The following is a 22,424-nucleotide window of genomic DNA, read 5'->3' as shown; positions in this document are numbered from 1 at the left end:
TTTTTTTGAAATGAACTTTATAAAACAAGATATAATACTACTTTTAATCATGTTAATCGCCCTGCTACTAAATGGATGTTCCGAAAAATCTACGAATGAGAAGCAGCAGGCAGTTGCCCCCACGAAACCAAGCACTCAAGTGATAGGGCAAAAAGTTGAGACTGAGCCAGAGTCTGCTGCTCAAAAACAAGATCGAATTAGCAATAGTGTAAATCCGAAAAATAAAAGAAATGGAAATTACGTCGCAGATTCTAACACATTAGATCAGTTTATAAAGGAAATCCAACCCCCAAATGAGCAGCTTCAGAAAATGTTAAAAGAAGATTTGGACTTTGATGGAAAGCCGGAGTACGTGCTTGCTTTTGGATTAGAAAAAGAAGAAATTTACAATATATTTGTAGTCCGGGAGGAGAAACATGGCTATCACATCATTGATAAACTAGAGGACCCCGTTATAGTTGTGCATCTAAATACTGATGTGAAGATCATGAAACTGGATCAAACAGATCAAAAATTTATCGTTGTATACTCTATAGGCGACGGAGGGGCTTACTCAGAAGGATTCTCCATATATACTTTGGAGAATAATCATATAAAGAGCATAAATTCTGATTTTCCTAATGCTACTGGACAAGGAATTCGAACGTTAAGAGATACCGATCATGACGGTATATTTGAAAGTGTAGATTATTATGAATTTAGCGATACTCAGGAACATACCATCGTGGTCTATCAAAAATATGATGGAACAGGACCGGAAAAAAAGGAGATTTTGTATACAAATAAAAGTAAAAAATTTGTATATCCAACCGATCCTAAGGCTGTGATATTGAACTACTTGGAAGTTGATTATCTTATGAAGTGGTTTGATTTACCTTTTCCTGAAATGGATCAGCTCACCGATCCGGCAGCAAGGCAAACATATGATTTTGAGGATGCCATCGATTTATCCGGTTTAGCATATTTATCTTACCCGGTGTTGGAACTGAGTATTAATGAGGTTAGTAGCGATGATAACCGAAAAATATTTTTGGTAAAAGACGATTCATTAGAAGAAAGAGCGAAAAAGGAAATTACGTTTACGTTAGAAAAGCAGTCAGGCAAGTGGAGAATTATGAGTATAGAGATGAACGATAAATTGTAGAAAGCGTGATCTCCAGCATGAGTTACTTGAAGTATGCGCGAATTTGTTACGTGCTGTTATTACTCATTTCCTGTGTAGTGCTGAATGGATGCATGAAGGGACAGGATTCTCCAGCAACAGAAACAAATCATACACTTTCTCTCCAAAATGACGATAAAACGACTTCCTATTCGAAAAAGCTGGACACGCTTGTGAAAAAACTCCATATAGTCAACGATGAAAATAAGGATTCTGATATCAGACAAAACAAGCTTGAGGAGTTCACACAGGAACTTAATTTGTTGTTAAACGAGCTAGAAAGTGTAGAGATGAAGGATGAAGAATTAGTAGAAAAGTTCGATAACAATCTCACTATCTTAACAAAATCGTTTCAGTTAAAAAGTGGGCAGCTAAACGTTAGGGTTATGAATTATAGAGCACCTAAAACGGTGACAGGTACGATCGGAGATAAATACACATTTATTCAGTGGTGGAGTACGAAGCAACTTGTACATGCTCAGATGATTGAGGATGGCGGGCCAGAATTGACTACAGACTTCGTGGTTCGGGATTCAGACAAGGGAATACAGCTGTTGTTAGGGGGATATGTTTCAATATATCATCCAGATCCCGTATTTGTTGCGTTGTGGGAATTCTCCAGGGAAAAATGGACACAGAAAGAAATAGTAACAGATAAGATAAAGCTTCCGGATGCGTGGGAATTGAACGAGGATATAGATGAGTTTATTTTAGAGAATCGACAACATGATAGCATGAGTATCGGAGTTTTAGACCACGGCGATGGTTTCTTAATAAACAGTGATGATTCTGAACAGAACCTTATCATTGAGTTCTCCAAAAGTGGAGAAGTCCGTATTGATTCCGAATATAGCATCGCCTCGGATGCTCATAATGAACCGCAAAGCTATGGGCTCATTCAAGAGAAATATTCAAAAAATGGGATCGTGATTAAATACCCTCAAATTACAAAACTCAAGGATATTGCAAAGCAAAAATCTTTAAACCAAATTCTTAAGACTGATGCTTTAGAAGGATTACACGACTATGCGGATTCTAATTCTGGAGTCCATGTCGAAATTGATTATGAGATCAAACGACAAAGTGAACGATTCTTGAGCGTTCAATATATGGGTATTCGTTATGTGAAGGACGCAGCCTATCCTACTCATATGTTTTATACGACGAACCTGGATATGAAGCAGGCTTCAAGAATAAGATTGAGGGATCTGGTAAAGGTCGAGAACCCTTTTATTGAGCTTATAAAAAGCGGGAAGATTACAGCTGTTCAGCCGGAGCAACAAGGATTAATCGGTGATTTCACAAAAGATGATTTGATTCAATTGTTAGCAAACGCGGATGTAACCAAAGGTTCGATTGCGGAAGTAGAAATGGGATCGTTTAGTTATTTCACAAATGATTCATTGGGGATGAGTGTGCCTATGGCACATATGGTAGGGGACCATGCGGAGTATGAAATTCGTTTGGCACAAATTCCAGAGAATATCAGGCAGAATGAGGAACTATGGAGTGAACTAAGTTCTGTTGAAGATCAGTCTGTTTCCACAGTTGGCGGTGAAAAGTTGAATACCGACCAATATGAAATTGAAGAGTCGCAGTCTTTTCAAACTACTCTCGAAGGTTTTGGAAAAGTACGGTTTGTATCGACTAAAACAAGGGAAAATGAAATTCCTAAAAACTACTTTTTCCTATTAGATGACCGAGAACGTATTATATATTCATTTCCAGATATGTATGGAAATGAATGGTGGTATGCTGATGAGGGTATAGAAGCGGTAGCCTTTAGGGATGTAAATAAGGATGGTTTAAAAGACATTATCATTATTGCTTATTATGAAACGGGCACTGGACCAGATGGTGCAAAACCATTCCCTATAGCGGACATATATTTTCAGAAAAAAAATAAAACTTTTACCACAATCCCTGCATTAGATGAGACTCTTAACGATCAGGGACATAATCGAACCATTAAAGATGTCATTCAATACGTAAGCAAACAACGGATAAACGTAAACTAACCGACATAGAGGAGCGGTAACATGGGATATCCAATCATCAAGTATAATGGAACAGTTTTATCTCTTAACAATCCAAAAATTAAAGTTGTACAGAAAATGAATGAGCATGTGAAGGTCTTCTTGACAGGTGTGTTAACGGGTGCTCAAATGGAAGAATATACAGATCATATGGAAGCAGGGGCGAAGTTAGTTGTTTCTTATATGAATGACGGTCATAAACAGAGTGTGCTATTTCGAGGGCCAGTCACGCAGTTCAGAATCAAGATGGTATCCAATGTAGCTCATTTGGTTGTCGAAGCTCTTTCTTATACAAGCCAGATGGATGAAATACCTCATAGACAATCTTTTCAAAATGTAAAGATGAAGCTGCAAGCATTGCTTGAACACGTGCTCAAATCCTATCCCAAAGCCAATTGTACGAGTCGGTTGAAGGATCAACTTTTACAGGAATTTACGATGCAATTTGATGAGACGGACTGGTTGTTTCTGAAACGTATAGCGTCTCGGCTCGGTTGGGGACTAATACCTGATCCGGTTGGTGAAAAACCTCAGTTTTATTTTGGATTACCGGATGGTGTCAATCAGGGTGACCTCAGGCAGTATAACTACTCTATGACCAGAAAAACCAAACCAGGGGCCGGCAAGGACGACAACCTTTTGTATTATAAAGTGCAGACGACAGGGGCCAAAGATGTCCTGCTACAAATTGGGGCTGAGGTTAAATTTAAAGGGAAAGCTTTGTACGTCCTGCAGTCTGTTGCGTTTATACGACATAGTGCTTTGTGGCATGAATATGTGCTGACTACAGCAGATGGAATGAAGCAGGATTTGATTGTAAATGAAAGCATTCGTGGTATCTCGTTAAAATCGAAGGTTATTGGAATCGAGCAGGACCACGTGAAGGTTTTCTTTTATGAAATGGATAAGGTCAAGCCGAATGTCAAGGAAACCTACGCTTTCCCAACGGCTACATTTTATACATCGGAAGGGAATACAGGATGGTACTGCATGCCGGAGCTGTTTGACTTTGTAGACATTTACTTCCCGACCGCTAAGGAAAAGGACGCCATTGTAACTCATTCAATCCGCAAGAGATCCAAAGGGGGCGACTTTATTAAGGACCCGTCCACGAAGATCTTTATGACCAAGTACCGCAAAGCCATTATTTTTGAGAAAAATGAAATTTTAATCACGGGGAACGACGATGAAGTGGTGATTCGACTGCTGGATGACCATGGCATCGAATTGCGGAGTAAAAAGGACATCCGTGTTAAGGCTGATGGAAACCTAGTACTCAATGCGGGTAATACCATACAAGTCACAGCCAAAGATGCCATCGGTTTAAAATGTAAAACGAGTTTGGTCGAAATGGACGGAAACATCAAAATGACTGGAGAAAAGATAAAGACGCAGTAAATAAAACCACCAAGAGAGGGGAGAAAGCATGGCTAAAGTAACTATAGGAGCAATCGTGAATGAGAAACCGTCGACCCAGGAAGATATGGTCCAAGAATGGAAACGTAAAATAAGCAAAGGCGAATATCCTTTTATTCATATAAATCAGCCTCGCACCCAAAGTGAAAAACGGTAAATGTGTCAGGCAACGAGGGAATAAGGCTCCTAAGGAGCCTTATTTGTTCATCTATGCAATTTTCTCCTAACATACAGTTACAAAGACCTATTCCGCCTAAGCTATGTACTATGACCAGAAATACTGAATCCAATGACTTTATACTTATTTTTCCTCTCGGCTATATTGCTCGTAAATAGGATGCACTATAATTATACTACTTCTTAATTTGGGAAAAATTAGACGGTGAAATTTATAATAGCCCTTCTCAGGAAGAAGGGGTCTTGTATTTGGGAACTTCGCTGTCGATAAACCAATCTGGTCCAGAGACGTCGATTACTTCTTTGGTTTTATAACTGTAATAAATGGTAATTTTGCTGTCTTCGTGACCTTTAATGTACCCATACAGATATATTCTTGAGTGGACAGCAGGATCATCCACAGTATAATCCTTTAGTATAAAATCGGCATTATAGTGTTCTTTAATAAACTCCACGCCGATGGGAGTGGCAACGGTTATTAATTCTTTTTCTTGAGATACTGAGGACCCGCATCCTGCTAGAATAAGTGGCCCCATAAAAAGTATTAGACATAACTTAAAAGGTATGTTCATTTATGTAATCTTCTCCTAACATACAGTTACAAAGTCCCAATCGTTATTAGGTATGAACCACGACCAGAAATGCAGTAACCAACGACTTTATACTTATTTTTACTTATAACTATATCACAACTAAATGGGAAGTATTATAATGATTTCACTTCCTTAGATTGGAAAAATATATTCTTGAACTGGAATGAATCATATATGCTTTTTTTTGCATACAAATCTTGATTTTTAAAATGGTGGAACATTCTTTTTAGGGTATCGACTGTCAATGAACCAATCCGGTCCGGTTACACTAAGCACTTCTTTTTTTTCAAAATCGTAAGCAATAGATATCGATTGACCTTCATGTCCTTTTATATAGCCGATTAGATGAACTGTATTATTAACATAGCTACCTATATAGTCATAACTCTTAAATATGAAATCAGCCCTATAGTATTTTTTGATGTATTCTTTTCCAATAGGTATACCTGTTCTAACAGCTTCTTCTTTTTTTACATTTGATGCGTACTGCATGTAATAGAGAGCTCCTACTAGGATGAAGAATAAGATAAGAGCAGTAACCCAAAATTTTTTCTTTTTCAATTTTTAGATGCTCCTTTTTTTAAAGTATCAACTTTTTCTAACTTTATAATATATTAGGTGATTAGACAAGGTGGGGAATTAATTGCAGTATATTAGCGAAAAAACGTACTGGAAGATAGCAGATGAGGCTTACCAATTGGATATTGATCCAAAGACTTATAAGAATGAAGATATTCCTGGTTGGAGGGTTGTTGATTTAGACGAGAAACTAATACATGACACAAATGGTTCTGGATTCGATGCTACCGTTTTTCATAATGAGGATAGCAATCAGGTGATCATAGGGTATAGGGGTACAGAGCCAGGAGGAAGACCACTATGGAGTAGAATGATGGACATAGGAACAGACATCAACGATGTCATGGGTGGACGAGCAAAAAATCTAAATCAACTTCACGATTATTATGTAAATAATCAAGAAGAGATAGAAAAGCTCCCATTACAGGTACAAAGTTCATTTCATCAGTATGAAGCACAGTATCAGGATAATCAATTTACGAAAGCTCAAACACTGTACGACGAAGTGAAGAAGAAGTACCCCGCTGCCGAAATATCTACAACAGGTCATTCTTTAGGCGGTGCAGAAGCAGAATATGTTGCAGTGAAGAATGGTTTATCATCCGTAAGTTTTGCTGCTCCGAGCATTGTACATTTATTACCTGAAGATCTTCAAAAGAGAGTAAAAGCAGGAGAATTCAAGAAGACTAATGTGGCTTTTGCCCATCCCGGAGATAGCGTTGGTGGGGGAGCCACTAAGGCTAACCAACATGTGGGGGAAACGTACCATATTGGGAGTGATTATAAGACTGCCAATGTAGCCAAGTTTACTATTCCTGTTTCAATTCCCTTGGAAAGAAAAACCGAATTGGAAAGACTTTTTCTTGGCCCCAAGTGGACTCCCATTGTTTATGTTCCGATTACATTACCTATGATGCAGCAAGATGCATTCACCAAATTCTATAATTCTGTATTAGGTGGAGAGAAAACTCATGGCATGGAGCATTTCACATTTGATGAGAACGGCAATATCAGCAATCCGCTGTACACTATGGACGGACAATTGGTAGAAGGTAATCCGCGGGTGCAGGCGTACGAGCAAATGCTGGCCGCACAGGCAGAGCTTAAGCAAGTCATGGGTGATTTGGTCGAACGCTACGGGGGACAATTAGGCGCCTTCGGGCAGTTTGCTGCTAATGCACTGGGTGTGAATTTGATGGGAGCAGGCCAAAATGACCGCGCTAATGGTGGAGCTTATTTTGTAGGCAACAAAAATGGGGGCACAATTCAATTAACACCCGAAGAGCTAAAGCATGCGGCAAATCAGATGCGTTCTAGCTTACATGGATTTTCCAGTGATACCCGTGCGTCCATTCAGTTATTTCAGGCTCATATCGGGACAAGTGAAAGCCAGTCTTTGACCCCGCTTGCGCATAGTGCTACGGCGACACTGGATCGAATTAATCGCTGGTATCAGGAGTCGATCACAGAGATAGCAGAGTATATCGATCGTAAGGGCCAGGAATTTACGATGGTGGATCAATAAGAATGAGCAGCTGGAAGAACACAACGGGAGGCGAAAGAGATGAGTAGAATATCTTTGAGCCTGGGGGATCTGCGGAGAGCTGTACAGCAGTGCGAGCAGCTAAGGCAAAGACTTCAGCATCAGGAACAGCAGATGAAAAATATATATAGTCGTCTGCAAGACTGGCGAGGCGAATCGGCTGCTGAATTAACACGCAAAATGGAGGCGTTTCTCCAAGGAACCACATTACGGATCCACGAGTTGGATGAGCATAAAGAGCAGTTGAAACGTTATATTCGCAAAATGGAAGAAGCTGATCGGCGGGAAGAAAAGCGTAAACGAGCAGCGCAATGGTGACAGGCGTATATCATAGCTAACTTTATGCTGTTGTGACCAGCTACATAACTTACAAGAACCGTACTATCGCTAGGAGACTTCTGCGAGGTACGGTTTAATTGTGTGTACATAAAAACTACATATATACTACATATATAGTAGAAGGAAAAAAATATCTCACGGAATGCGGCGATAGTAATCTTGAAGTCTGCATCTTAAGGTTGCTGTTACTTTGGAGCATTGTTGTATGAGCTACAGTTAATGTAAGTTTCATCTGATCAATGGAAATAGTAAATTGTTTCCTTTCGTTGTTATCGGCCCTTTGGTAGGATGGATCTAAACCGAGATTTTTGAGATCAGTAAGTATAAAAATGTCGCAAAGCTACAAACTTCGACATATTGTTCGCTTTTTCGCGATATACGTTATTGAATCAGGGATTTTCGTTTGCTATTTAGCGTATATTTATGTATAATCTATCGTGTTAAGAGATTGATTGTACGTAATATGCTGATGAGGGTGGGTTCATGACGCTGCTCGACAGTAACGAAAGCAAAAAGCGGATGTGCCAGATTTACAATGAAGTTTCAAAGGAACTGTTCGGCTTCGGGACCACGCTGTTGCGGGCCACCGTTGAGAACAACATTGTTACCTTTGTAGCGAAGCACCGGCGTTCTCCACGCTCGGCGGCATTGGAAGTGGAAGCCCCCGGCTTGAAGCTGGAGGTGGATTTCCGAATGTCCATGCTGTATAAGAAGAGACTTCGCGAGAAGCTGATTGAGGATATGGAGCTCGATATAGAAGCTTTACTGCGCGACTATGATTCAGCAACGCAGTGGGCCATTACGAACATCATACTGAAAGAGTCCTAATAAAATTGGATATTCGGCTTTTCGCTTCGGATCTATCTGAGGGGAGAACCTGTTATAACGCGCAGCGGGATCAACTTATTCTTTGTTTACGAAGAAAAGTATTCTTGTTTTACAAGAGTACTTTTCTTTTTTGTGTCATAAGGTGTGCAGAATAAAAAAACAGGGGGAGTTTCATATGAAAAAGTGGTTTAAAGGATTTATGGCTGTGACCTTGGCATCTGTGGTACTGGCAGGTTGCGGCAGCAATGCTACTAGTGGTCAGACAGATGGAAAAGATGGCTCAGCTGATGGGAAAAAGAAACTAGTTATTTCCACATGGGGCTTCTCCGAGGACTTTTTTAATAAAGAAGTGTACGAGCCTTTTGAAAAGGAACATAACGTTGATATTGTTGTAGAAATCGGAAATAATGCGGAACGATTGAACAAAATCAGTCAAGGCAGCACTGATGTCGATCTGATTTATCTGTCTGATTATTATGCCCAACAGGGAATTCAACAGGGGCTATTCGAGAAGTTGGATCGCAGTAAAGTGCCGAACTTGAACCAAATTTATGATATTGCCAAAGCACCACTGGGTGAGGAATATGGCCCTGCTTATACAGTCGGACGCCTTGGTATTGCCTATAATCCAGAGCTGGTGAAAAAAGATGTAACCTCCTGGGCCGACCTGTGGGGCACTGAATTCAAAGGAAACGTGACTCTGCCGAATATTACGGCAACGGCTGGCCCGATGATGGTAGACGCGGCTTCCAAGGTAGCGGGTAGCAAGGAATTTAATGAAGACCAAGCCTTTGGGAAGCTGAAGGAACTGAGTCCGAATATTGTTAAGTTTTATAGTAAAACGTCCGAGTTCGTAAACATGTTTAGCCAGCAGGAAATTGCGGGCGGTCCGATTATGGAAATGTACTTCAAAGATTTGCAGGCAGCTGTGCCAGGTGCGAAATTTGTAGCTCCTAGTGAGGGTGCTTATGCAGTCATGAACACGATTAATGTAGTGAAAGGCTCCGACCAGAAGGAGCTGGCTGAGGAATTTATCAACTGGCAGCTGAGCAAGGAAGTTCAAGAAAAATCCGCCAAGGCAAAGGTTGATTCTCCGGTGAACACACAGGTAGTACTATCCGGTGCAGATACTCAAGGGATTACGTATGGTGCAGATGTAGTGAATAAGCTGACCAAGCTGGATATGAAATTCGTTAACGACCATATCAAGGCATGGACAGATCGCTGGAACCGGGAAGTTACACAATAATGAAAAAGATCATATTAGATGTAGATACAGGCATTGATGATGCGTTGGGTATTTTACTTGCGGCCAAAAGTGGTCAGCTGGATATCCAAGCGATTACTACGGTATGCGGGAATGTTTCACTTAAACAAGCAACACTGAATACATGCAAAATCCTCAACCTGCTGGAAAGACCGGATATTCCGGTCTTCCGGGGGGCAGAGGCTCCATTAATACGAAAAGGCCTGCACGAGCACCGTGTTCATGGAGAAGACGGCATCGGAGGTGCATTGAGTGGAATAGTCCCAGCCATCTCTGCATCTGAAGGTTTTGCACCGGATATCATCATTGAGACCGTGATGGCTCACTCGGGGGAAGTAACGCTGGTTTGCACCGGACCGCTCACCAATCTGGCGTTGGCGTTGCTGAAGTGTCCCGATCTGACGGATCACGTTCATGAGGTCATTTTTATGGGCGGTGTTATTCACGGGTGCGGCAATATTACACCTGTAGCGGAGTATAACATGTACGCTGATCCTGAAGCCGCACGGATCGTATTTCACGCTGGATTTAGTCGATTGATACAGGTTGGTCTGGATGTAACACGCAAGGCACTGCTGACTGCGGATCATGTTGCTCGTCTGACCCGCCCAGAGATTCGTAATTATGTAGCTGAAAGCACGGCCGTGTATACCAAGCGTTATGAAGAACGCAACGGCGTAAAAGCGTGTGCGCTTCATGACCCGCTTGCCGTAGGTGTGGCATTGAATTCGAGGTTAGTAGATACCTCGCTGTTATATGTGGACGTGGAAACCTCCAGTCGCATATGTGACGGACAAACGGTAGGAGATGTGCAGAACCGTCTCAATCATAGTCCCAATATGAACGTGTGCGAGCAGGTGGACAGTGAAGCTTTTCTGGAACTGTTTATCCAGGTGCTGAACAAGGAATAACATTTTGATAACCGCAAGGAGCTACCCATGAAGAAAACATACTTGTATTGGCTGCTGCTGCCAGGTTTGCTCTTTCTGGCGGTGTTCATGGTCATTCCGATTGTGTTGACGATCGGTTCGACCTTCGTACAGAACAGCTCATTCACCCTAGAAGGCTATCTCCATTTCTTCAAGGACCCTTATTTTCTGAAAATATTGCTGACTACGCTGGAGGTCAGTGTCGTAACGACCCTCGTATGCGTATTGCTCGGTTTTCCGACGGCTTATTATATTTCACAAAAGGCCCCGCGTCGTAAAGGGATTTTGCTGGCGCTGGCTATCTTTCCCTTGTTGACGAGTCCGGTGGTGCGGTCATTCAGCTGGATGGTCATTTTGGGTCGCAAGGGGTTATTAAACAACGTGCTAATGAGTTTAGGACTCGTGGATGAGCCGCTAAATATTTTGTATACTCCGGCAGCGATGATTATTGGTCTGGTCCATTTGTTTTTACCGCTGATGATTATTTCATTGATTGGTGTGCTTGAAAATATTGACGGTGATCTTGTCCATGCTGCTCAGAGTCTTGGAGCCTCCAGATTCAGCGCATTTCGTAAAATTGTATTCCCGCTGTCTGTTCCGGGTCTGATCATTGGAAGCATTCTTGTTTTCGTAGGCAGCCTGACAGCTTATACGACCCCAGCACTGCTGGGAGGGAAACAGCGGGTTATCGCTACATTTTTGTACCAAAATGCGATGACGCTTAACGACTGGTTTTTAGCCTCTGTTATCGCAACAATTATGATTGCTATTACATTTATCGTGGTCGGTCTCTTAAATAAGGCGGCCCATAAACTCAATCCGAAGGGGTAGGTGGATATGCGGGAGAAACATTACGGACTAGGCTTCTTTAGCCTGCTGGTCTTCATCTTTCTGCTCGGTCCGCTGTTGATCATATCGGTCACTTCTTTCGAGCCGGGCACGGTATTAAAATTTCCTCCGCAGGGCTTTTCCTTGCGCTGGTATGAAAATATTTTTGAAGTGGATTTGTTTATGTCCACGTTCAAAACGTCGATTGTCGTCTCTCTGCTGGGCAATATCCTGGCGTTGTTAATCGGTATGCCAGCCGCTTATGCGCTTAGTCGGTTTTCGTTTCGCGGGAAGGATGCACTGAATGCCTTGTTCCTTTCCCCGTTGCTTATACCGGGTATTGTGCTTGGATTTACACTGTTGCGTTATTTGATCATTGTGTACCATTTACCGGTATACGCTGGACTTTTGATCGGACATACGGTGATTATGCTGCCGTTCATTATTAGAGTCATTGCATCCAGCTTGTCTAACTTTGATTTTGCGATTGAGGAAGCAGCGCTTAGTTTGGGAGCTGGACGGCTGGAAACCTTTTTCAAGGTGGTTCTACCCAACATCCGCTCAGGCATTATTGCGGCTATCCTGATTGCCTTTCTGGAATCATTCAACAATGTCGACATTTCCGTCTTCATGACAGGACCGGGCTTCAGCACCCTGCCTATTCAAATGCTGACTTACGTCGAAAATTATTTTGATCCGACGATTGCAGCGATTTCGGTTATGCTGATGATTTTAACGGGTATCCTGATGTTCTTGATTGAACGACTGATGGGATTGTCTTACTTCACTAAAAGGTAATGGAGGCTTCAACCTTATGGCACTGCTTACTCTGGATCGCGTTTCGGTCGCTTATGACAACCAACTGATCTTGCAGGATTTCGATTTGCAGCTCGAACGAGGGCAATTGCTTTCGTTGCTCGGACCGAGTGGTTGTGGCAAAACGACTACACTTCGTCTTATTGCAGGATTTCTCGAAGCTAAACAAGGAACATTTTTGTTTGGTGATAAGGATTATACCCGGGTTCCAGTGAATAAACGGAACTTCGGTTTTGTATTCCAAAGTTATGCGCTTTTCCCGCACTTGTCGGTTTTTGATAATGTTGCCTTTGGTTTGCGGTTACGTAAAGTAAAAGAAGATGATGTGAAACGACGCGTTATGACTATGCTGGATACGGTTAGCTTGGGGGGATTCGAAAAACGTTTCCCTGGCGAATTATCAGGCGGGCAGCGTCAACGTGTCGCGATTGCGCGAGCGCTTGTAATTGAACCTGATCTGCTGCTGTTTGATGAACCTCTGAGTAACTTGGATGCTAACCTGCGTGTAAATATGCGCGTAGAAATCCGCCGTATTCAACAGGAGCTAGGCATCACCACCGTGTATGTATCGCACGATCAGGAGGAATGTTTTTCGATTTCTGATCAGGTTGCGATTATGAATAAGGGGAACATCGAGCAATTAGACGCTCCATCGACCATTTTTAAATATCCGACGACCGAATTTGTTGCCCGCTTTATTGGGTTTAATAATTTTCTAAGCTTTGACGAGCGCACTGAAGAAGGAGAACGTATTCGACTGAATACAGGCGACCTTTCGTTTAGCGTAGTGCGTAATCAGGGCACAGTCCAGCCAGGGGCTCGCCAAGGCGCTATTCGCCCGGATGATTTGGTCATTCGAACAGAAGGCAACGAGACAGGAGAAAATGAGCTTTCTGGTGTCATTAAGGTAAGTACTTACCTAGGGCGCAGCTATCAGTATGTGGTAGAGACAGCGAAGGGAAACTTTACGGCCAATCAGGAAATGGATACGCCTTACTTGAGTGGTCAACGGGTTACCCTGCATTTTCCGGCAGACAAAATGGTGCTGGTCCAATAATCAGCGGGTTCGATGAAGGAGATACATCATGCGTGCAGACAAAATGATTTTACAAGTTAAGGTGTATAACAGTTACTACAAGACGTTCGAGGTAGGCAATGTTGCTATACTTGACGGCAAGTTTATGTATATCGGTCAGCGTGGTCTGGAATCTTTCGAGGCTGCTGAAATTGTGGAGGGGCACGGGAAATATATGATTCCCGGCCTGATCGATATCCATTTGCATATCGAAAGTACAATGGTGACACCAGCAACCTTTTCCTATGGACTCATTCGCAATGGGGTCACGACGATTGTACCGGAACCGCACGAAATGGCGAATGTTTTCGGATTGGAAGGTATTCAGGAAATGATGGAGGCCAGCAAAGATTGCGTGGCTGATATGTTTTACGGGATTCCTAGCTCTGTCCCAGCGACGCCTTTGGAGACCTCAGGGGGCGAGATTGACATCCCCGAGATTGATACTTTATTGCAAACGGGTGAGATGATCTGCCTGGGTGAAATTATGAATTATGTAGATGTCATTCGTGATCCGGAGAGCAAGACGAACCGCATCTTACGCCATGTTCGTGAGCACTACCCAGAGCTGATCATTGAAGGCCATACGCCGCAGTTGCTTGATCTGGATCTGCATCAGTTGATCTATGCAGGAATAGGCTCAGACCATACCCACCAAAGCATTGAAGGTATGAAGGCAAGAATGGCCGCCGGGATGTTTATTGAGATCCAGGAAAAATCCATGACCCCTGAGGTGATGGACTATCTCATTCAGGAGGACGTGGCACAACATTTTTGCTTCGTAACGGATGATGTAATGCCGGATTCTTTCGTAGAGCGGGGACATCTGAACCATATTGTAAGTAAAGCGATCGGAATGGGCATGAAGCCTGAGGATGCGATTTATGCAGCTACGTTTACTCCTGCTGCCCGGATGCGCATGCATGATCGCGGGACAATTGCGCCAGGGAAAATAGCTGACTTTGTGCTGCTATCGGATCTGGAGCAGTTTGATGTGGAGCAAGTCTATAAGGACGGTCATAAGGTATTTGATAAATTTGAGGAATATCATCAGGCACAGGTAAAGTGCCAGTTCCCTGCCCACTTTTATCAAAGTGTAAAGCTCAATCCACTCACAGAGCAGGATTTTACTGTGAAGTTGGATGTAGCTGATGGCACACATCAATGCCGTATTATGATGGTCAAGGATGGATCAACTTTTACAAGCGAACGAATTGCACCTGCCCAAGTAGAGCAGGGTGAACTGGTATGGGAACATGGTGAACATGGACTCATTGCTACGTTTGAGCGGTATGGCAAGAACGGCAACCGTGCTTACGGTTTGATCGGGGGAGATACGATTAAACGCGGGGCCGTGGCAACCACCTATTCGCACGATAACCATAACTTGTTGGTCGTGGGGCATAACAAGCAAGATATGATTTTGGCTGCGAATACGGTTCTATCCAGCCAAGGGGGCTTTTGCGTAGTTGAAAATGGCAAGGTGCTGTCCCATTTACCGTTAACAGTGGGCGGAATTTTAACAGAAGGACCGCTAGAAATGGTTGCTGCCCACGTAAAGGAACTGCGTTCAGCCTTACTGTCGCTAGGCTATCGCCATTACAATCCAATCATGTCTTTAAGTACTCATTCTTTGCCAGTCAGCCCAGCTTTGAAAATTACCGATCACGGCTTGATTGATGTAAACGCAGGCAAAGTTGTACCCTTGATTGTAAGCCCTTCGGAAATGCAAGAATAAAAAAAAGAGTCGACCCTTTTACGGGGCGGCTCTTTTTTGCTGTGTTTAGATTATTGAGGTGGGTTGCGAATTTGTATGAAGCGTTTGCCTGTCCATCAATTCACGTAATCTTCATGATTTAACCATAATAAGGCCTTGCAAAACACATAGATAGTGTTATAATTAAAACAGGATTTAGATTAAGTCTAAATTAATCGCTGAATATTTTTTAGTTTCACGCATGGGATTTAGAAGAAAATCAGACACTACTGCTAGCGAGTATCACTCCAACTATATTAATGATAATAACGAGAGGGGATTTTACACATGAGTACATTAAATCATACGAACGCACCTACACAAGAGGCTATTCAAGAACTGCACAAGGCTTTAAACCGTCACGTGGCTACCTGGTCTGTACTGTACACAAAACTGCATTATTTTCACTGGTATGTAAAAGGACCTAAATTCTTCACACTGCATGCTAAATTCGAGGAGCTTTATAATGAAGCAACAGCTAATCTGGATACGATTGCTGAACGTTTGTTGGCTATTGGCGGTCGTCCTGCTGCGACCTTGAAGGAGCATTTGCAACTGTCAGCTATTCAGGAGTCCGCAGGCGAGCAGACAGCCGAAGATATGGTGAAGGCCGTTGTAGCTGATTTTAAAACGATTACTGTTGAATTGGCTAATGGTATGGAAGCAGCAGAAGCGGCACAGGACAAAGCAACAGAGGATCTTCTGAATGGCTTGAGAGAAGAAATGGATAAACATATTTGGATGCTTACAGCATATTTGGGATAAATTTCTGGGAGTGATTTCCACGGATATGGAGATCAGGTGAACAAGCTATACATCCCGTTGGTTCCAGCCTGCCGCTGGAGTATAATGACAAATAGGCATGGAAGACCATAGGCTCATAAGGAAGTGAGCTACCGGGATGGGGTGTAGGTTGTGGAAGTGAAACAACAGCTTTTGCATGAAGCGGAGCAGTTTATATATACATGTTATGAGGAGCTGGGCCGAAGCCGCGATGATGCGGAAGCCCGGCTTCTTGATATTCGTCACGACATAGAGACTATTGGAACGTACAATCATACTTACGAAGAGCTGGAACACGGGGCACTTATGGCTTGGCGGAATAGCAATCGTTGTATCGGTCGCTTGTTTTGGGACAAGCTTTTGGTCAGGGATGCACGTGGAGCGTCAGATGCGACGCAAGTAGTTCACGAGCTATTGGAGCATATCCGCATAGGAACGAATGGCGGTAAAATTAAGCCTACGCTTACTGTATTCCGCGCATCCCAGCCGGGCCAGCCGAATATTCGTATTTGGAACCATCAACTCATTCGTTATGCTGGATATGAAACGGATCAAGGGGTCATCGGGGACCCGATCTCGGTGGATTTTACGAATGCTTGTAGGGATTTGGGGTGGCAAGGAGCAATGACTGCTTTTGATATATTGCCGCTAGTTGTGGAAGCGGGAGGCCAACCTCCCAAGCTCTTTGATATTCCTGAACATTTGGTGATGGAGGTGCCCATTGAGCATCCGGAACTCTCGTATATAGCCTCTCTGGGGTTGCGCTGGTATGCTGTGCCTATGATTTCAGATATGACGCTGGAGATTGGCGGTATCATCTATACAGCAGCTCCATTTAACGGCTGGTATATGGGGACAGAAATCGGTGCCCGTAATTTTGCGGATACCTTCCGCTATAATATGTTGCCACAGGTGGCAAAACTGATGGGGCTGGATACGACGAGTGAAACAACGCTATGGTGTGATCGCGCGCTGGTAGAGTTGAACATTGCTGTGCTGCATTCTTTTAAAAAAGCGGGGGTCAGCATTGTCGATCATCATACCGCAGCAGCACAATTCAAGTTGTTTGAGGAACGGGAAACCAAGGCTGGTCGCGCGCTGACAGGTAATTGGACGTGGCTGATTCCACCGTTGTCACCAGCAACCACGCATATTTTTCATAGTTCTTACGATAATCGGCTTGTGAAGCCGAATTTCGGAGTTCAGGAAAAGCCATATATGACGAGACAGGCTAAACCAACAACAGATGCAGCGCTGCCGCAGAAGCCGCAAGGCTGTCCTTTTCATTCTGGATAACCTAACGGGAGACTAATTGTTGGATCTGGACTCCGGTTTATCCCATACAACGATCAATAGGGTCGCGATCGGCCCTATGAGTAGTGAGAGCACAAACCAGTTAAGCCTGCTCCGGTTTTTGGACTGTGCCAAGCCGGCATTAATAAGGGCAAGCGTTCCCCAGCCGATATAATAGTCTTCTGGCATGGTATTCTCCTTTGTAAAAAGGTATAATATCGTATTGTGTATTGTATGAGTACATTCATAATTTCATAAGTTATATCGTACATATAACTTTATATATCTTGGTTTGAGGAGCGAAGCTAAGTTGGAGAGAAATCAGGCAGAGCGCATTGTCGCTGAGCTTTTGGAACGAGCTGCTATAGGCGTAACAGTTAAGCTGGAGAAACGTTTTCCTGGTGGACGGCTGATTGGGGGCAAATATGCCATGCATGCTCACGCCATTACCATGTATACGGATGTTATCGAAACACAATGTTTACAGATGTTCGGCAGCGCAGATCGAGTTGATGAGTATTTTACGGTTGTGCTTGCGCATGAGATCGGGCACGCCGCCGATACTGAATTAGAGGGCCTCTCCGATGCGATGGAGCAAGAGAATAGGATCGGGACCCGGCAACGGCTTGCGCTACAAATTGAGGAAAACGCATGGAACTATGCGCTTAGACTGGTGCCTGAAATAGAAGCAACGTTTATTTCTGCCGTAATAGACGAGTCCCTGCTTGCCTATCGAGTCCCGATTATGGAGCAGTCTGACATTGCGTAATGATGAATGATCCAAGAGCCGTGAGGCTCTTTTTTATTAGTTTTTAACAAACGAGGTGGACAGACAGATTCAAAGGAGCAGCTTTTTAAGCTGTGATACACGACCTTGAGACAATTCCAGCATTTCGGCTAATTCTTTTTGAGAGACATTAGGGTATTCCTCCATGAGCTGCTTTAGTTTATTCAGGAGCTCATTCTGATTCCTGTAGCTTCTTCTTTTCTTCGGCTGGACAGGACGTGCTTCACTCAAATGACTGGAGGGATTATCGCTCTTCAGGTTTTCAATACAACTCTTGCAGATCAGATGATCTCTGAAATAGCTTAAATGATCAACGGCGCCACAAAAATAACAAGAAACCCCTGTATATTTGCGAATCATCAGTCCCTCTGGTGTAATAAAAAAATCGAGGGCATCTCCAATATTAATATTCATAGAAGTGCGTAGTTCTTTGGGTAGCACAATGCGTCCCAAATGGTCTAGTGGTCGTGTCATTCCTGTGTTCTTCATCATTTTTCCCCTTTCTTGGAATGCGCTTATGGTTGCAGGAATTGTATGTTATGTATGCTGGAAGTACAAAGCGCTTATATTAAAGTTTGTTTTGGTATAGCTATCCTAAAAAAGCTCCGGCATGACGAACAATTACGTCTGCCGGAGCTTGGTGCAGCCAATGAATCTAAGATGTCATGTCGAATTACTGTGGGTTGGTTGTCCAAATGCCGGCTACTTTTAATTGAACCCGTGGCGGCAGCTTTAATGCAGCTAACGTCAGATCGGCCAAATCCTGCGGCTGAAGCATGCGGTCCTCGTCACCAATAGGCAATCCCGCATTTACAGCCAATTCTGTATTGACCGTGCTTGGTGTCAGCGCGGTAACCCGAATGTTGGATTTGCGAACTTCCTGCATCAGTGCTTCCGTGAATCCCATCAAAGCAAATTTGGATGCGCAATATGCAGAGCCTGTTGCAAAACCTCGTTCTCCTGCTGTGGAGGAAATGTTAATAATATTTCCGCTCTGTTGCGCCAGCATGCTTGGAAGAGCGGCGTGTGTCACATAATAGGTTCCCATCAGGTTTACGCGAATAATACGTTCCCACTCTTCGGGGTCCATATCTGCGACTGTACCGAAGGTGGCGATGCCTGCATTGTTGATCAAAATATCGACGGCACCCAGTTCATGCTCCAGTGAAGCTACAGCGGCAGCGGCCTGTGTGCGATCGGATATATCCGCAACAGCACTCACCACTTTCACACCGTATGTACTCCCCAGTGAATCCTGCAGCTTTTGTAGGTCGGTCAATGTGCGTGAGATTAACCCCAGATTAACGCCTTCCTTGGCCAAGGTTTCGGCAATTGCCTTACCGATTCCTTTGCTGGCTCCTGTAATAATGGCTGTTTTGTTCTTAAGTTCCATCCAGTCTCCTCCTTATCACTATATAACGTGGTTGTGCATCTGAGCACATGGTTTCATTATACTAGGTTGAACCCCTTGAACCAAACTTCGCCTCTAATGAGGCATTCATTTAGAGGTCTCTATTTGGAAATATCAATATCCCCTGAAGTGGTTTCGACCTTAATCACGTTCACACTACCGGGAACAGATTCGGGAGTATTGATATTCCCAGAGTCAGAGCGGACATTATAAACACCTTTAAAATCGGGAGCTTGCTTAATCTTCACGTCACCAGAATCAGCATTCACTTCCAAGTTGGCTACGGCCCGTTGTGTAATATTTGTCTCCCCTGAGGTTAGGGAGAGAAGACCATTACCGCTATAATCGCGAATGGTAACATCACCTGAAGTAAGCTTTAACTCCATATCTGCTGCAAGCTGACTGGCTGTAAAATTGCCGGATGTTAAATTTGCGATCAGGTGGGTACTTTGGAGGTTTGTAATCTCGGCAGTGCCTGAAGTAGCGGTGATAGAAGTATTTTTCACAGAGGCATCTTGAAGTTTTACATTCCCTGAATGTGCATCTACCTGCAGATCAGTTAGTGTTTCGCCAGAGGGCATCTCTACGGTAATCGTTTGATCCAAATCAGGAGTGATCGAAAAGAATGACAAGGAAGGGGCCGGCTCCGATTGAATGGTAAGCTTACCGTTCTCAATTCGGGTATTATGAATTTGGTCGGCGACTTTTGTCTGAACTTCTCCGCTGATGCGTATCGTACCTTGGTCACCAGAGCCAGGAGTGAACAAAATAGAAACATCATCAGAACTGTCCACTTTCAGGTTTTGTAGCTGACCACGTGTGAATGTCCACTTTTTATTTATAGCTGTTGTTTCTTTCATTACTTGTTGATTCCATGGAGCACCGTAGGCCACCATTCCGGCTGCACCGATGACAATGCACAGACCTGCTGCAATAAACCACTTTTTATTCATGTTTTTAGTAAGCTCCCCTCAGGGTAGTCTGATTCCATTTCCAGTATCGTACTGTGCTCTTGACCATAAGGAGTAAGAGATAACGTACTCCAGGCAGCAGCAATAGACCTATACCCGTCAACGTGATAGAGAAAAAGAATTTGGCCGGGTAAAAGGTGCTGTTTAGCGCATAATCAGTAACAGCGAGAAGGGGGGCTACAATGAAGCTGATCGATACCACAGCCAATGAAGCCCATACTGCCCATAGGGTAGCCATAATCGGGATGGAGATTAGCAAATTGAGAAACAACAGCCCTAGGAAAGTAAAAATATTGCGAGCAAAGCTGCCCTGGCGAAGCGGAGGAGAAGCGTTCCAGGCTGCATTGGGAACATCCAACGCTTCTCGAGCAATATCTTCTGGGTTACCCAGCTCATGGGCAATCTCACTTTCGCTTTTGCCATTAACCAACCCGTAGTCAAAATGCTGGCTCAAATCACTAAGCAGCTCATGGCGTACCTCTGCAGGGAGAGGAGAAAGACGCTGTTCCACCTCTGTAAGAAACTGTTTTCTATTCATCGGAATTTCCTTCCTCCAGTAGGCTTGCGACATGATGGACAAAATCATTCCATTCCCGTGTAAGTAGTCTTGTATAATGGCTACCGGTATCGGTTAGCCGATAATATTTACGGGGCGGACCCTCGGTCGATTCCTGTAAATACGTCGTGCAGTATCCCTCTGATACCAGACGGCGAAGCAGTGGATATAGGGCTCCCTCTGCTACTTCAATATGACGGGAGACGGCTTGAGCCAATTCGTAGCCATAGCGGTCTCTACGTCCAATTAGAACTAGAACGCATAGTTCCAGTACCCCTTTTTTGAATTGGATGTTCACATTCACGAGCGATGCTCCCTTCCTGATGTAATCATAATTCATAGGTGTCGTTCGGAATAAGGGGAAGAAACGTGTGTTTGTGCATAATTTGTCACGGGTACTGATTATAAATCAGTAGTCAGGTATAATTTAACATCATGTACTGATTAATGCAAGGTACTAAATTTTTAAAAATAAAATCTTCGAGTCAAAATGGGCTGGTTTTCTTTCTTTAAGGCTTACATGAATAGCGAATCTTGTAGAATAAAGTAGTTTCATTTGGAAAATTCTCGATTTCTGGCTGGGTGGCCCCATAGGATGTTACTTTAATTTGATTCATTAAAATGATAGATTGTAGAGTGTTCAATAGAGTTAAAGATTACCTATGATGAAGAGGTGGATAAAGGATGGACTGGAAACACTGGTATAGGGAATTGGAACAGGATGATGAGACTTGGGATGTGTCGGAGGAGGTTGTACTACGTGGTGTGGTACATCTTGATTTTTGCGGGCAGCCATCGGAGGTAGAAGCTGAATTTATCGTGGGAGCCGACTCTGAAGAACAGGCACAGACTATAGAAGAACCTACAGAGCTGCAAAAAAAGACATGGGAGACGTATATGGCATGTTCGTCAGAGATCCATCCTCAAGTGTTGGAGTCCATACACCATTATTATGTAGACATAGTGGAAAAGTATCGGAAGGCATATAGCTCATGGGGAGAGGACCCTAATGAATATGCGCCTTATGTGGAGCGACCAGAGCAATTGCTGGATCGAATGCAGCTTATATCTATACTGATTTCCGACTCATCGGAAAAGGATGAACTATATTTGAATTTTAGTTGTTCCTGGGATCGAGAGCATGGCTTAGGTGTACATCTGAAGCAGATGAAAATCGGGCATATTCAAGGTGCATATACATTATATGACTTGGAATAAATAAAACCCCCTTCCGATCTCTAATAGAAAGACCGAAAGGGAATAGGATATGGTGGACATG

At 43.4% G+C, this 22,424-nt stretch carries 25 protein-coding genes; 17 read left to right on the top strand and 8 right to left on the bottom strand.

The window, feature by feature from the left end; all coding sequences use genetic code 11:
- Nucleotides 1-10 precede the first annotated feature (10 nt).
- From ACU1JV_RS13375 to ACU1JV_RS13360, 4 genes are read left to right on the top strand one after another with little or no spacing between them, the layout of a single operon-like run.
- Nucleotides 11-1,144, top strand: a complete 1,134-nt coding sequence (locus tag ACU1JV_RS13375) for a hypothetical protein (protein WP_058830281.1) — start codon at nt 11-13, stop codon at nt 1,142-1,144.
- Between the two features lie 17 nt (nt 1,145-1,161).
- Nucleotides 1,162-3,180, top strand: a complete 2,019-nt coding sequence (locus tag ACU1JV_RS13370) for a DUF4163 domain-containing protein (RefSeq protein WP_413987153.1) — start codon at nt 1,162-1,164, stop codon at nt 3,178-3,180.
- 21 nt (nt 3,181-3,201) lie between these two features.
- Nucleotides 3,202-4,596: a hypothetical protein gene (locus tag ACU1JV_RS13365; RefSeq protein WP_165079822.1), complete on the top strand. Its 1,395-nt coding sequence runs from the start codon at nt 3,202-3,204 to the stop codon at nt 4,594-4,596.
- Nucleotides 4,597-4,624: 28 nt separating this feature from the next.
- A complete protein-coding gene (locus ACU1JV_RS13360) occupies nt 4,625-4,771 on the top strand; it encodes a hypothetical protein (protein ID WP_165079821.1) in 147 nt (48 codons plus the stop codon).
- A gap of 247 nt (nt 4,772-5,018) precedes the next feature.
- Here ACU1JV_RS13360 and ACU1JV_RS13355 read toward each other — a convergent pair whose 3' ends face one another.
- Nucleotides 5,019-5,363, bottom strand: a complete 345-nt coding sequence (locus tag ACU1JV_RS13355; RefSeq protein WP_013373576.1) for a hypothetical protein — start codon at nt 5,361-5,363, stop codon at nt 5,019-5,021.
- A gap of 225 nt (nt 5,364-5,588) precedes the next feature.
- On the bottom strand, nt 5,589-5,945 hold the full coding sequence (locus tag ACU1JV_RS13350; protein ID WP_016324872.1) for a hypothetical protein: 357 nt from the start codon (nt 5,943-5,945) through the stop codon (nt 5,589-5,591).
- Nucleotides 5,946-6,027: 82 nt separating this feature from the next.
- On the opposite strand from ACU1JV_RS13350, the gene ACU1JV_RS13345 reads away from it, so the two are divergent.
- The 11 genes from ACU1JV_RS13345 to ACU1JV_RS13295 all read left to right on the top strand — a co-directional run bounded on the left by ACU1JV_RS13345 (nt 6,028) and on the right by ACU1JV_RS13295 (nt 17,423).
- Nucleotides 6,028-7,488 (top strand): lipase family protein, encoded by a 1,461-nt coding sequence (locus ACU1JV_RS13345; RefSeq protein ID WP_413987152.1) that lies wholly within the window; start codon nt 6,028-6,030, stop codon nt 7,486-7,488.
- 39 nt (nt 7,489-7,527) lie between these two features.
- Nucleotides 7,528-7,824: a WXG100 family type VII secretion target gene (locus ACU1JV_RS13340; RefSeq protein ID WP_013373572.1), complete on the top strand. Its 297-nt coding sequence runs from the start codon at nt 7,528-7,530 to the stop codon at nt 7,822-7,824.
- A 504-nt stretch (nt 7,825-8,328) separates the two neighbouring features.
- Complete coding sequence (locus ACU1JV_RS13335; RefSeq protein WP_013373571.1) at nt 8,329-8,673, top strand: hypothetical protein; 345 nt, start codon at nt 8,329-8,331, stop codon at nt 8,671-8,673.
- A gap of 175 nt (nt 8,674-8,848) precedes the next feature.
- The gene (locus tag ACU1JV_RS13330; RefSeq protein WP_013373570.1) at nt 8,849-9,922 is read left to right on the top strand and encodes an ABC transporter substrate-binding protein; all 1,074 of its coding nucleotides are present in this window, start codon (nt 8,849-8,851) and stop codon (nt 9,920-9,922) included.
- Nucleotides 9,922-10,851 carry a nucleoside hydrolase gene (locus tag ACU1JV_RS13325; RefSeq protein WP_025676789.1) on the top strand — a complete coding sequence of 310 codons (930 nt, stop codon included), beginning with the start codon at nt 9,922-9,924 and terminating at the stop codon, nt 10,849-10,851. The genes ACU1JV_RS13330 and ACU1JV_RS13325 overlap by 1 nt, the downstream gene beginning before the upstream one ends.
- A gap of 27 nt (nt 10,852-10,878) precedes the next feature.
- On the top strand, nt 10,879-11,700 hold the full coding sequence (locus ACU1JV_RS13320) for an ABC transporter permease (RefSeq protein WP_013373568.1): 822 nt from the start codon (nt 10,879-10,881) through the stop codon (nt 11,698-11,700).
- A gap of 6 nt (nt 11,701-11,706) precedes the next feature.
- A complete protein-coding gene (locus tag ACU1JV_RS13315) occupies nt 11,707-12,495 on the top strand; it encodes an ABC transporter permease (protein WP_013312456.1) in 789 nt (262 codons plus the stop codon).
- Nucleotides 12,496-12,511: 16 nt separating this feature from the next.
- Complete coding sequence (locus ACU1JV_RS13310; RefSeq protein ID WP_137079442.1) at nt 12,512-13,570, top strand: ABC transporter ATP-binding protein; 1,059 nt, start codon at nt 12,512-12,514, stop codon at nt 13,568-13,570.
- A 28-nt stretch (nt 13,571-13,598) separates the two neighbouring features.
- The gene (locus ACU1JV_RS13305) at nt 13,599-15,326 is read left to right on the top strand and encodes an adenine deaminase C-terminal domain-containing protein (RefSeq protein WP_413987151.1); all 1,728 of its coding nucleotides are present in this window, start codon (nt 13,599-13,601) and stop codon (nt 15,324-15,326) included.
- Nucleotides 15,327-15,632: 306 nt separating this feature from the next.
- On the top strand, nt 15,633-16,109 hold the full coding sequence (locus tag ACU1JV_RS13300) for a Dps family protein (protein WP_040102650.1): 477 nt from the start codon (nt 15,633-15,635) through the stop codon (nt 16,107-16,109).
- 150 nt (nt 16,110-16,259) lie between these two features.
- Complete coding sequence (locus ACU1JV_RS13295; protein WP_413987150.1) at nt 16,260-17,423, top strand: nitric oxide synthase oxygenase; 1,164 nt, start codon at nt 16,260-16,262, stop codon at nt 17,421-17,423.
- Nucleotides 17,424-17,435: 12 nt separating this feature from the next.
- On the opposite strand, the gene ACU1JV_RS13290 is transcribed toward ACU1JV_RS13295, so the two are convergent.
- Nucleotides 17,436-17,609, bottom strand: a complete 174-nt coding sequence (locus ACU1JV_RS13290) for a hypothetical protein (RefSeq protein ID WP_172800021.1) — start codon at nt 17,607-17,609, stop codon at nt 17,436-17,438.
- 121 nt (nt 17,610-17,730) lie between these two features.
- Between ACU1JV_RS13290 and ACU1JV_RS13285 the strand changes: the two genes are divergently transcribed.
- On the top strand, nt 17,731-18,189 hold the full coding sequence (locus ACU1JV_RS13285; protein WP_413987149.1) for a hypothetical protein: 459 nt from the start codon (nt 17,731-17,733) through the stop codon (nt 18,187-18,189).
- 69 nt (nt 18,190-18,258) lie between these two features.
- Here the strand turns inward: ACU1JV_RS13285 and ACU1JV_RS13280 are convergent, their stop codons facing one another.
- The 5 genes from ACU1JV_RS13280 to ACU1JV_RS13260 all read right to left on the bottom strand — a co-directional run bounded on the left by ACU1JV_RS13280 (nt 18,259) and on the right by ACU1JV_RS13260 (nt 21,449).
- On the bottom strand, nt 18,259-18,696 hold the full coding sequence (locus tag ACU1JV_RS13280) for an AbrB/MazE/SpoVT family DNA-binding domain-containing protein (RefSeq protein WP_013373561.1): 438 nt from the start codon (nt 18,694-18,696) through the stop codon (nt 18,259-18,261).
- A gap of 184 nt (nt 18,697-18,880) precedes the next feature.
- A complete protein-coding gene (locus ACU1JV_RS13275; protein ID WP_013373559.1) occupies nt 18,881-19,600 on the bottom strand; it encodes a 3-ketoacyl-ACP reductase in 720 nt (239 codons plus the stop codon).
- A 119-nt stretch (nt 19,601-19,719) separates the two neighbouring features.
- Nucleotides 19,720-20,571: a DUF4097 family beta strand repeat-containing protein gene (locus tag ACU1JV_RS13270; protein ID WP_413987148.1), complete on the bottom strand. Its 852-nt coding sequence runs from the start codon at nt 20,569-20,571 to the stop codon at nt 19,720-19,722.
- A 4-nt stretch (nt 20,572-20,575) separates the two neighbouring features.
- Nucleotides 20,576-21,127: a DUF1700 domain-containing protein gene (locus tag ACU1JV_RS13265; RefSeq protein WP_025676804.1), complete on the bottom strand. Its 552-nt coding sequence runs from the start codon at nt 21,125-21,127 to the stop codon at nt 20,576-20,578.
- Entirely contained in the window at nt 21,120-21,449 is a 330-nt protein-coding gene (locus ACU1JV_RS13260) for a PadR family transcriptional regulator (protein WP_013373556.1), read from the bottom strand. Before ACU1JV_RS13260 ends, ACU1JV_RS13265 begins: the two co-directional genes overlap by 8 nt.
- A gap of 380 nt (nt 21,450-21,829) precedes the next feature.
- On the opposite strand from ACU1JV_RS13260, the gene ACU1JV_RS13255 reads away from it, so the two are divergent.
- On the top strand, nt 21,830-22,363 hold the full coding sequence (locus ACU1JV_RS13255) for a DUF6985 domain-containing protein (RefSeq protein WP_025676806.1): 534 nt from the start codon (nt 21,830-21,832) through the stop codon (nt 22,361-22,363).
- The last annotated feature ends 61 nt before the right edge of the window (nt 22,364-22,424 follow it).

The organism is Paenibacillus sp. T2-29 (assembly GCF_052921365.1).
The sequence above is the reverse complement of the archived record's forward strand: the minus strand, read 5'-3'. Positions and strand labels throughout refer to the sequence as shown.

Coding starts and splice junctions, on each gene's coding strand:
- ACU1JV_RS13375 (WP_058830281.1), top strand. CDS start 11: ATGAACTTTATAAAACAAGATATAATACTACTTTTAATCATGTTAATC.
- ACU1JV_RS13370 (WP_413987153.1), top strand. CDS start 1,162: ATGAGTTACTTGAAGTATGCGCGAATTTGTTACGTGCTGTTATTACTC.
- ACU1JV_RS13365 (WP_165079822.1), top strand. CDS start 3,202: ATGGGATATCCAATCATCAAGTATAATGGAACAGTTTTATCTCTTAAC.
- ACU1JV_RS13360 (WP_165079821.1), top strand. CDS start 4,625: ATGGCTAAAGTAACTATAGGAGCAATCGTGAATGAGAAACCGTCGACC.
- ACU1JV_RS13355 (WP_013373576.1), bottom strand. CDS start 5,363: ATGAACATACCTTTTAAGTTATGTCTAATACTTTTTATGGGGCCACTT.
- ACU1JV_RS13340 (WP_013373572.1), top strand. CDS start 7,528: ATGAGTAGAATATCTTTGAGCCTGGGGGATCTGCGGAGAGCTGTACAG.
- ACU1JV_RS13335 (WP_013373571.1), top strand. CDS start 8,329: ATGACGCTGCTCGACAGTAACGAAAGCAAAAAGCGGATGTGCCAGATT.
- ACU1JV_RS13330 (WP_013373570.1), top strand. CDS start 8,849: ATGAAAAAGTGGTTTAAAGGATTTATGGCTGTGACCTTGGCATCTGTG.
- ACU1JV_RS13325 (WP_025676789.1), top strand. CDS start 9,922: ATGAAAAAGATCATATTAGATGTAGATACAGGCATTGATGATGCGTTG.
- ACU1JV_RS13320 (WP_013373568.1), top strand. CDS start 10,879: ATGAAGAAAACATACTTGTATTGGCTGCTGCTGCCAGGTTTGCTCTTT.
- ACU1JV_RS13315 (WP_013312456.1), top strand. CDS start 11,707: ATGCGGGAGAAACATTACGGACTAGGCTTCTTTAGCCTGCTGGTCTTC.
- ACU1JV_RS13310 (WP_137079442.1), top strand. CDS start 12,512: ATGGCACTGCTTACTCTGGATCGCGTTTCGGTCGCTTATGACAACCAA.
- ACU1JV_RS13305 (WP_413987151.1), top strand. CDS start 13,599: ATGCGTGCAGACAAAATGATTTTACAAGTTAAGGTGTATAACAGTTAC.
- ACU1JV_RS13300 (WP_040102650.1), top strand. CDS start 15,633: ATGAGTACATTAAATCATACGAACGCACCTACACAAGAGGCTATTCAA.
- ACU1JV_RS13290 (WP_172800021.1), bottom strand. CDS start 17,609: ATGCCAGAAGACTATTATATCGGCTGGGGAACGCTTGCCCTTATTAAT.
- ACU1JV_RS13280 (WP_013373561.1), bottom strand. CDS start 18,696: ATGAAGAACACAGGAATGACACGACCACTAGACCATTTGGGACGCATT.
- ACU1JV_RS13275 (WP_013373559.1), bottom strand. CDS start 19,600: ATGGAACTTAAGAACAAAACAGCCATTATTACAGGAGCCAGCAAAGGA.
- ACU1JV_RS13270 (WP_413987148.1), bottom strand. CDS start 20,571: ATGAATAAAAAGTGGTTTATTGCAGCAGGTCTGTGCATTGTCATCGGT.
- ACU1JV_RS13265 (WP_025676804.1), bottom strand. CDS start 21,127: ATGAATAGAAAACAGTTTCTTACAGAGGTGGAACAGCGTCTTTCTCCT.
- ACU1JV_RS13255 (WP_025676806.1), top strand. CDS start 21,830: ATGGACTGGAAACACTGGTATAGGGAATTGGAACAGGATGATGAGACT.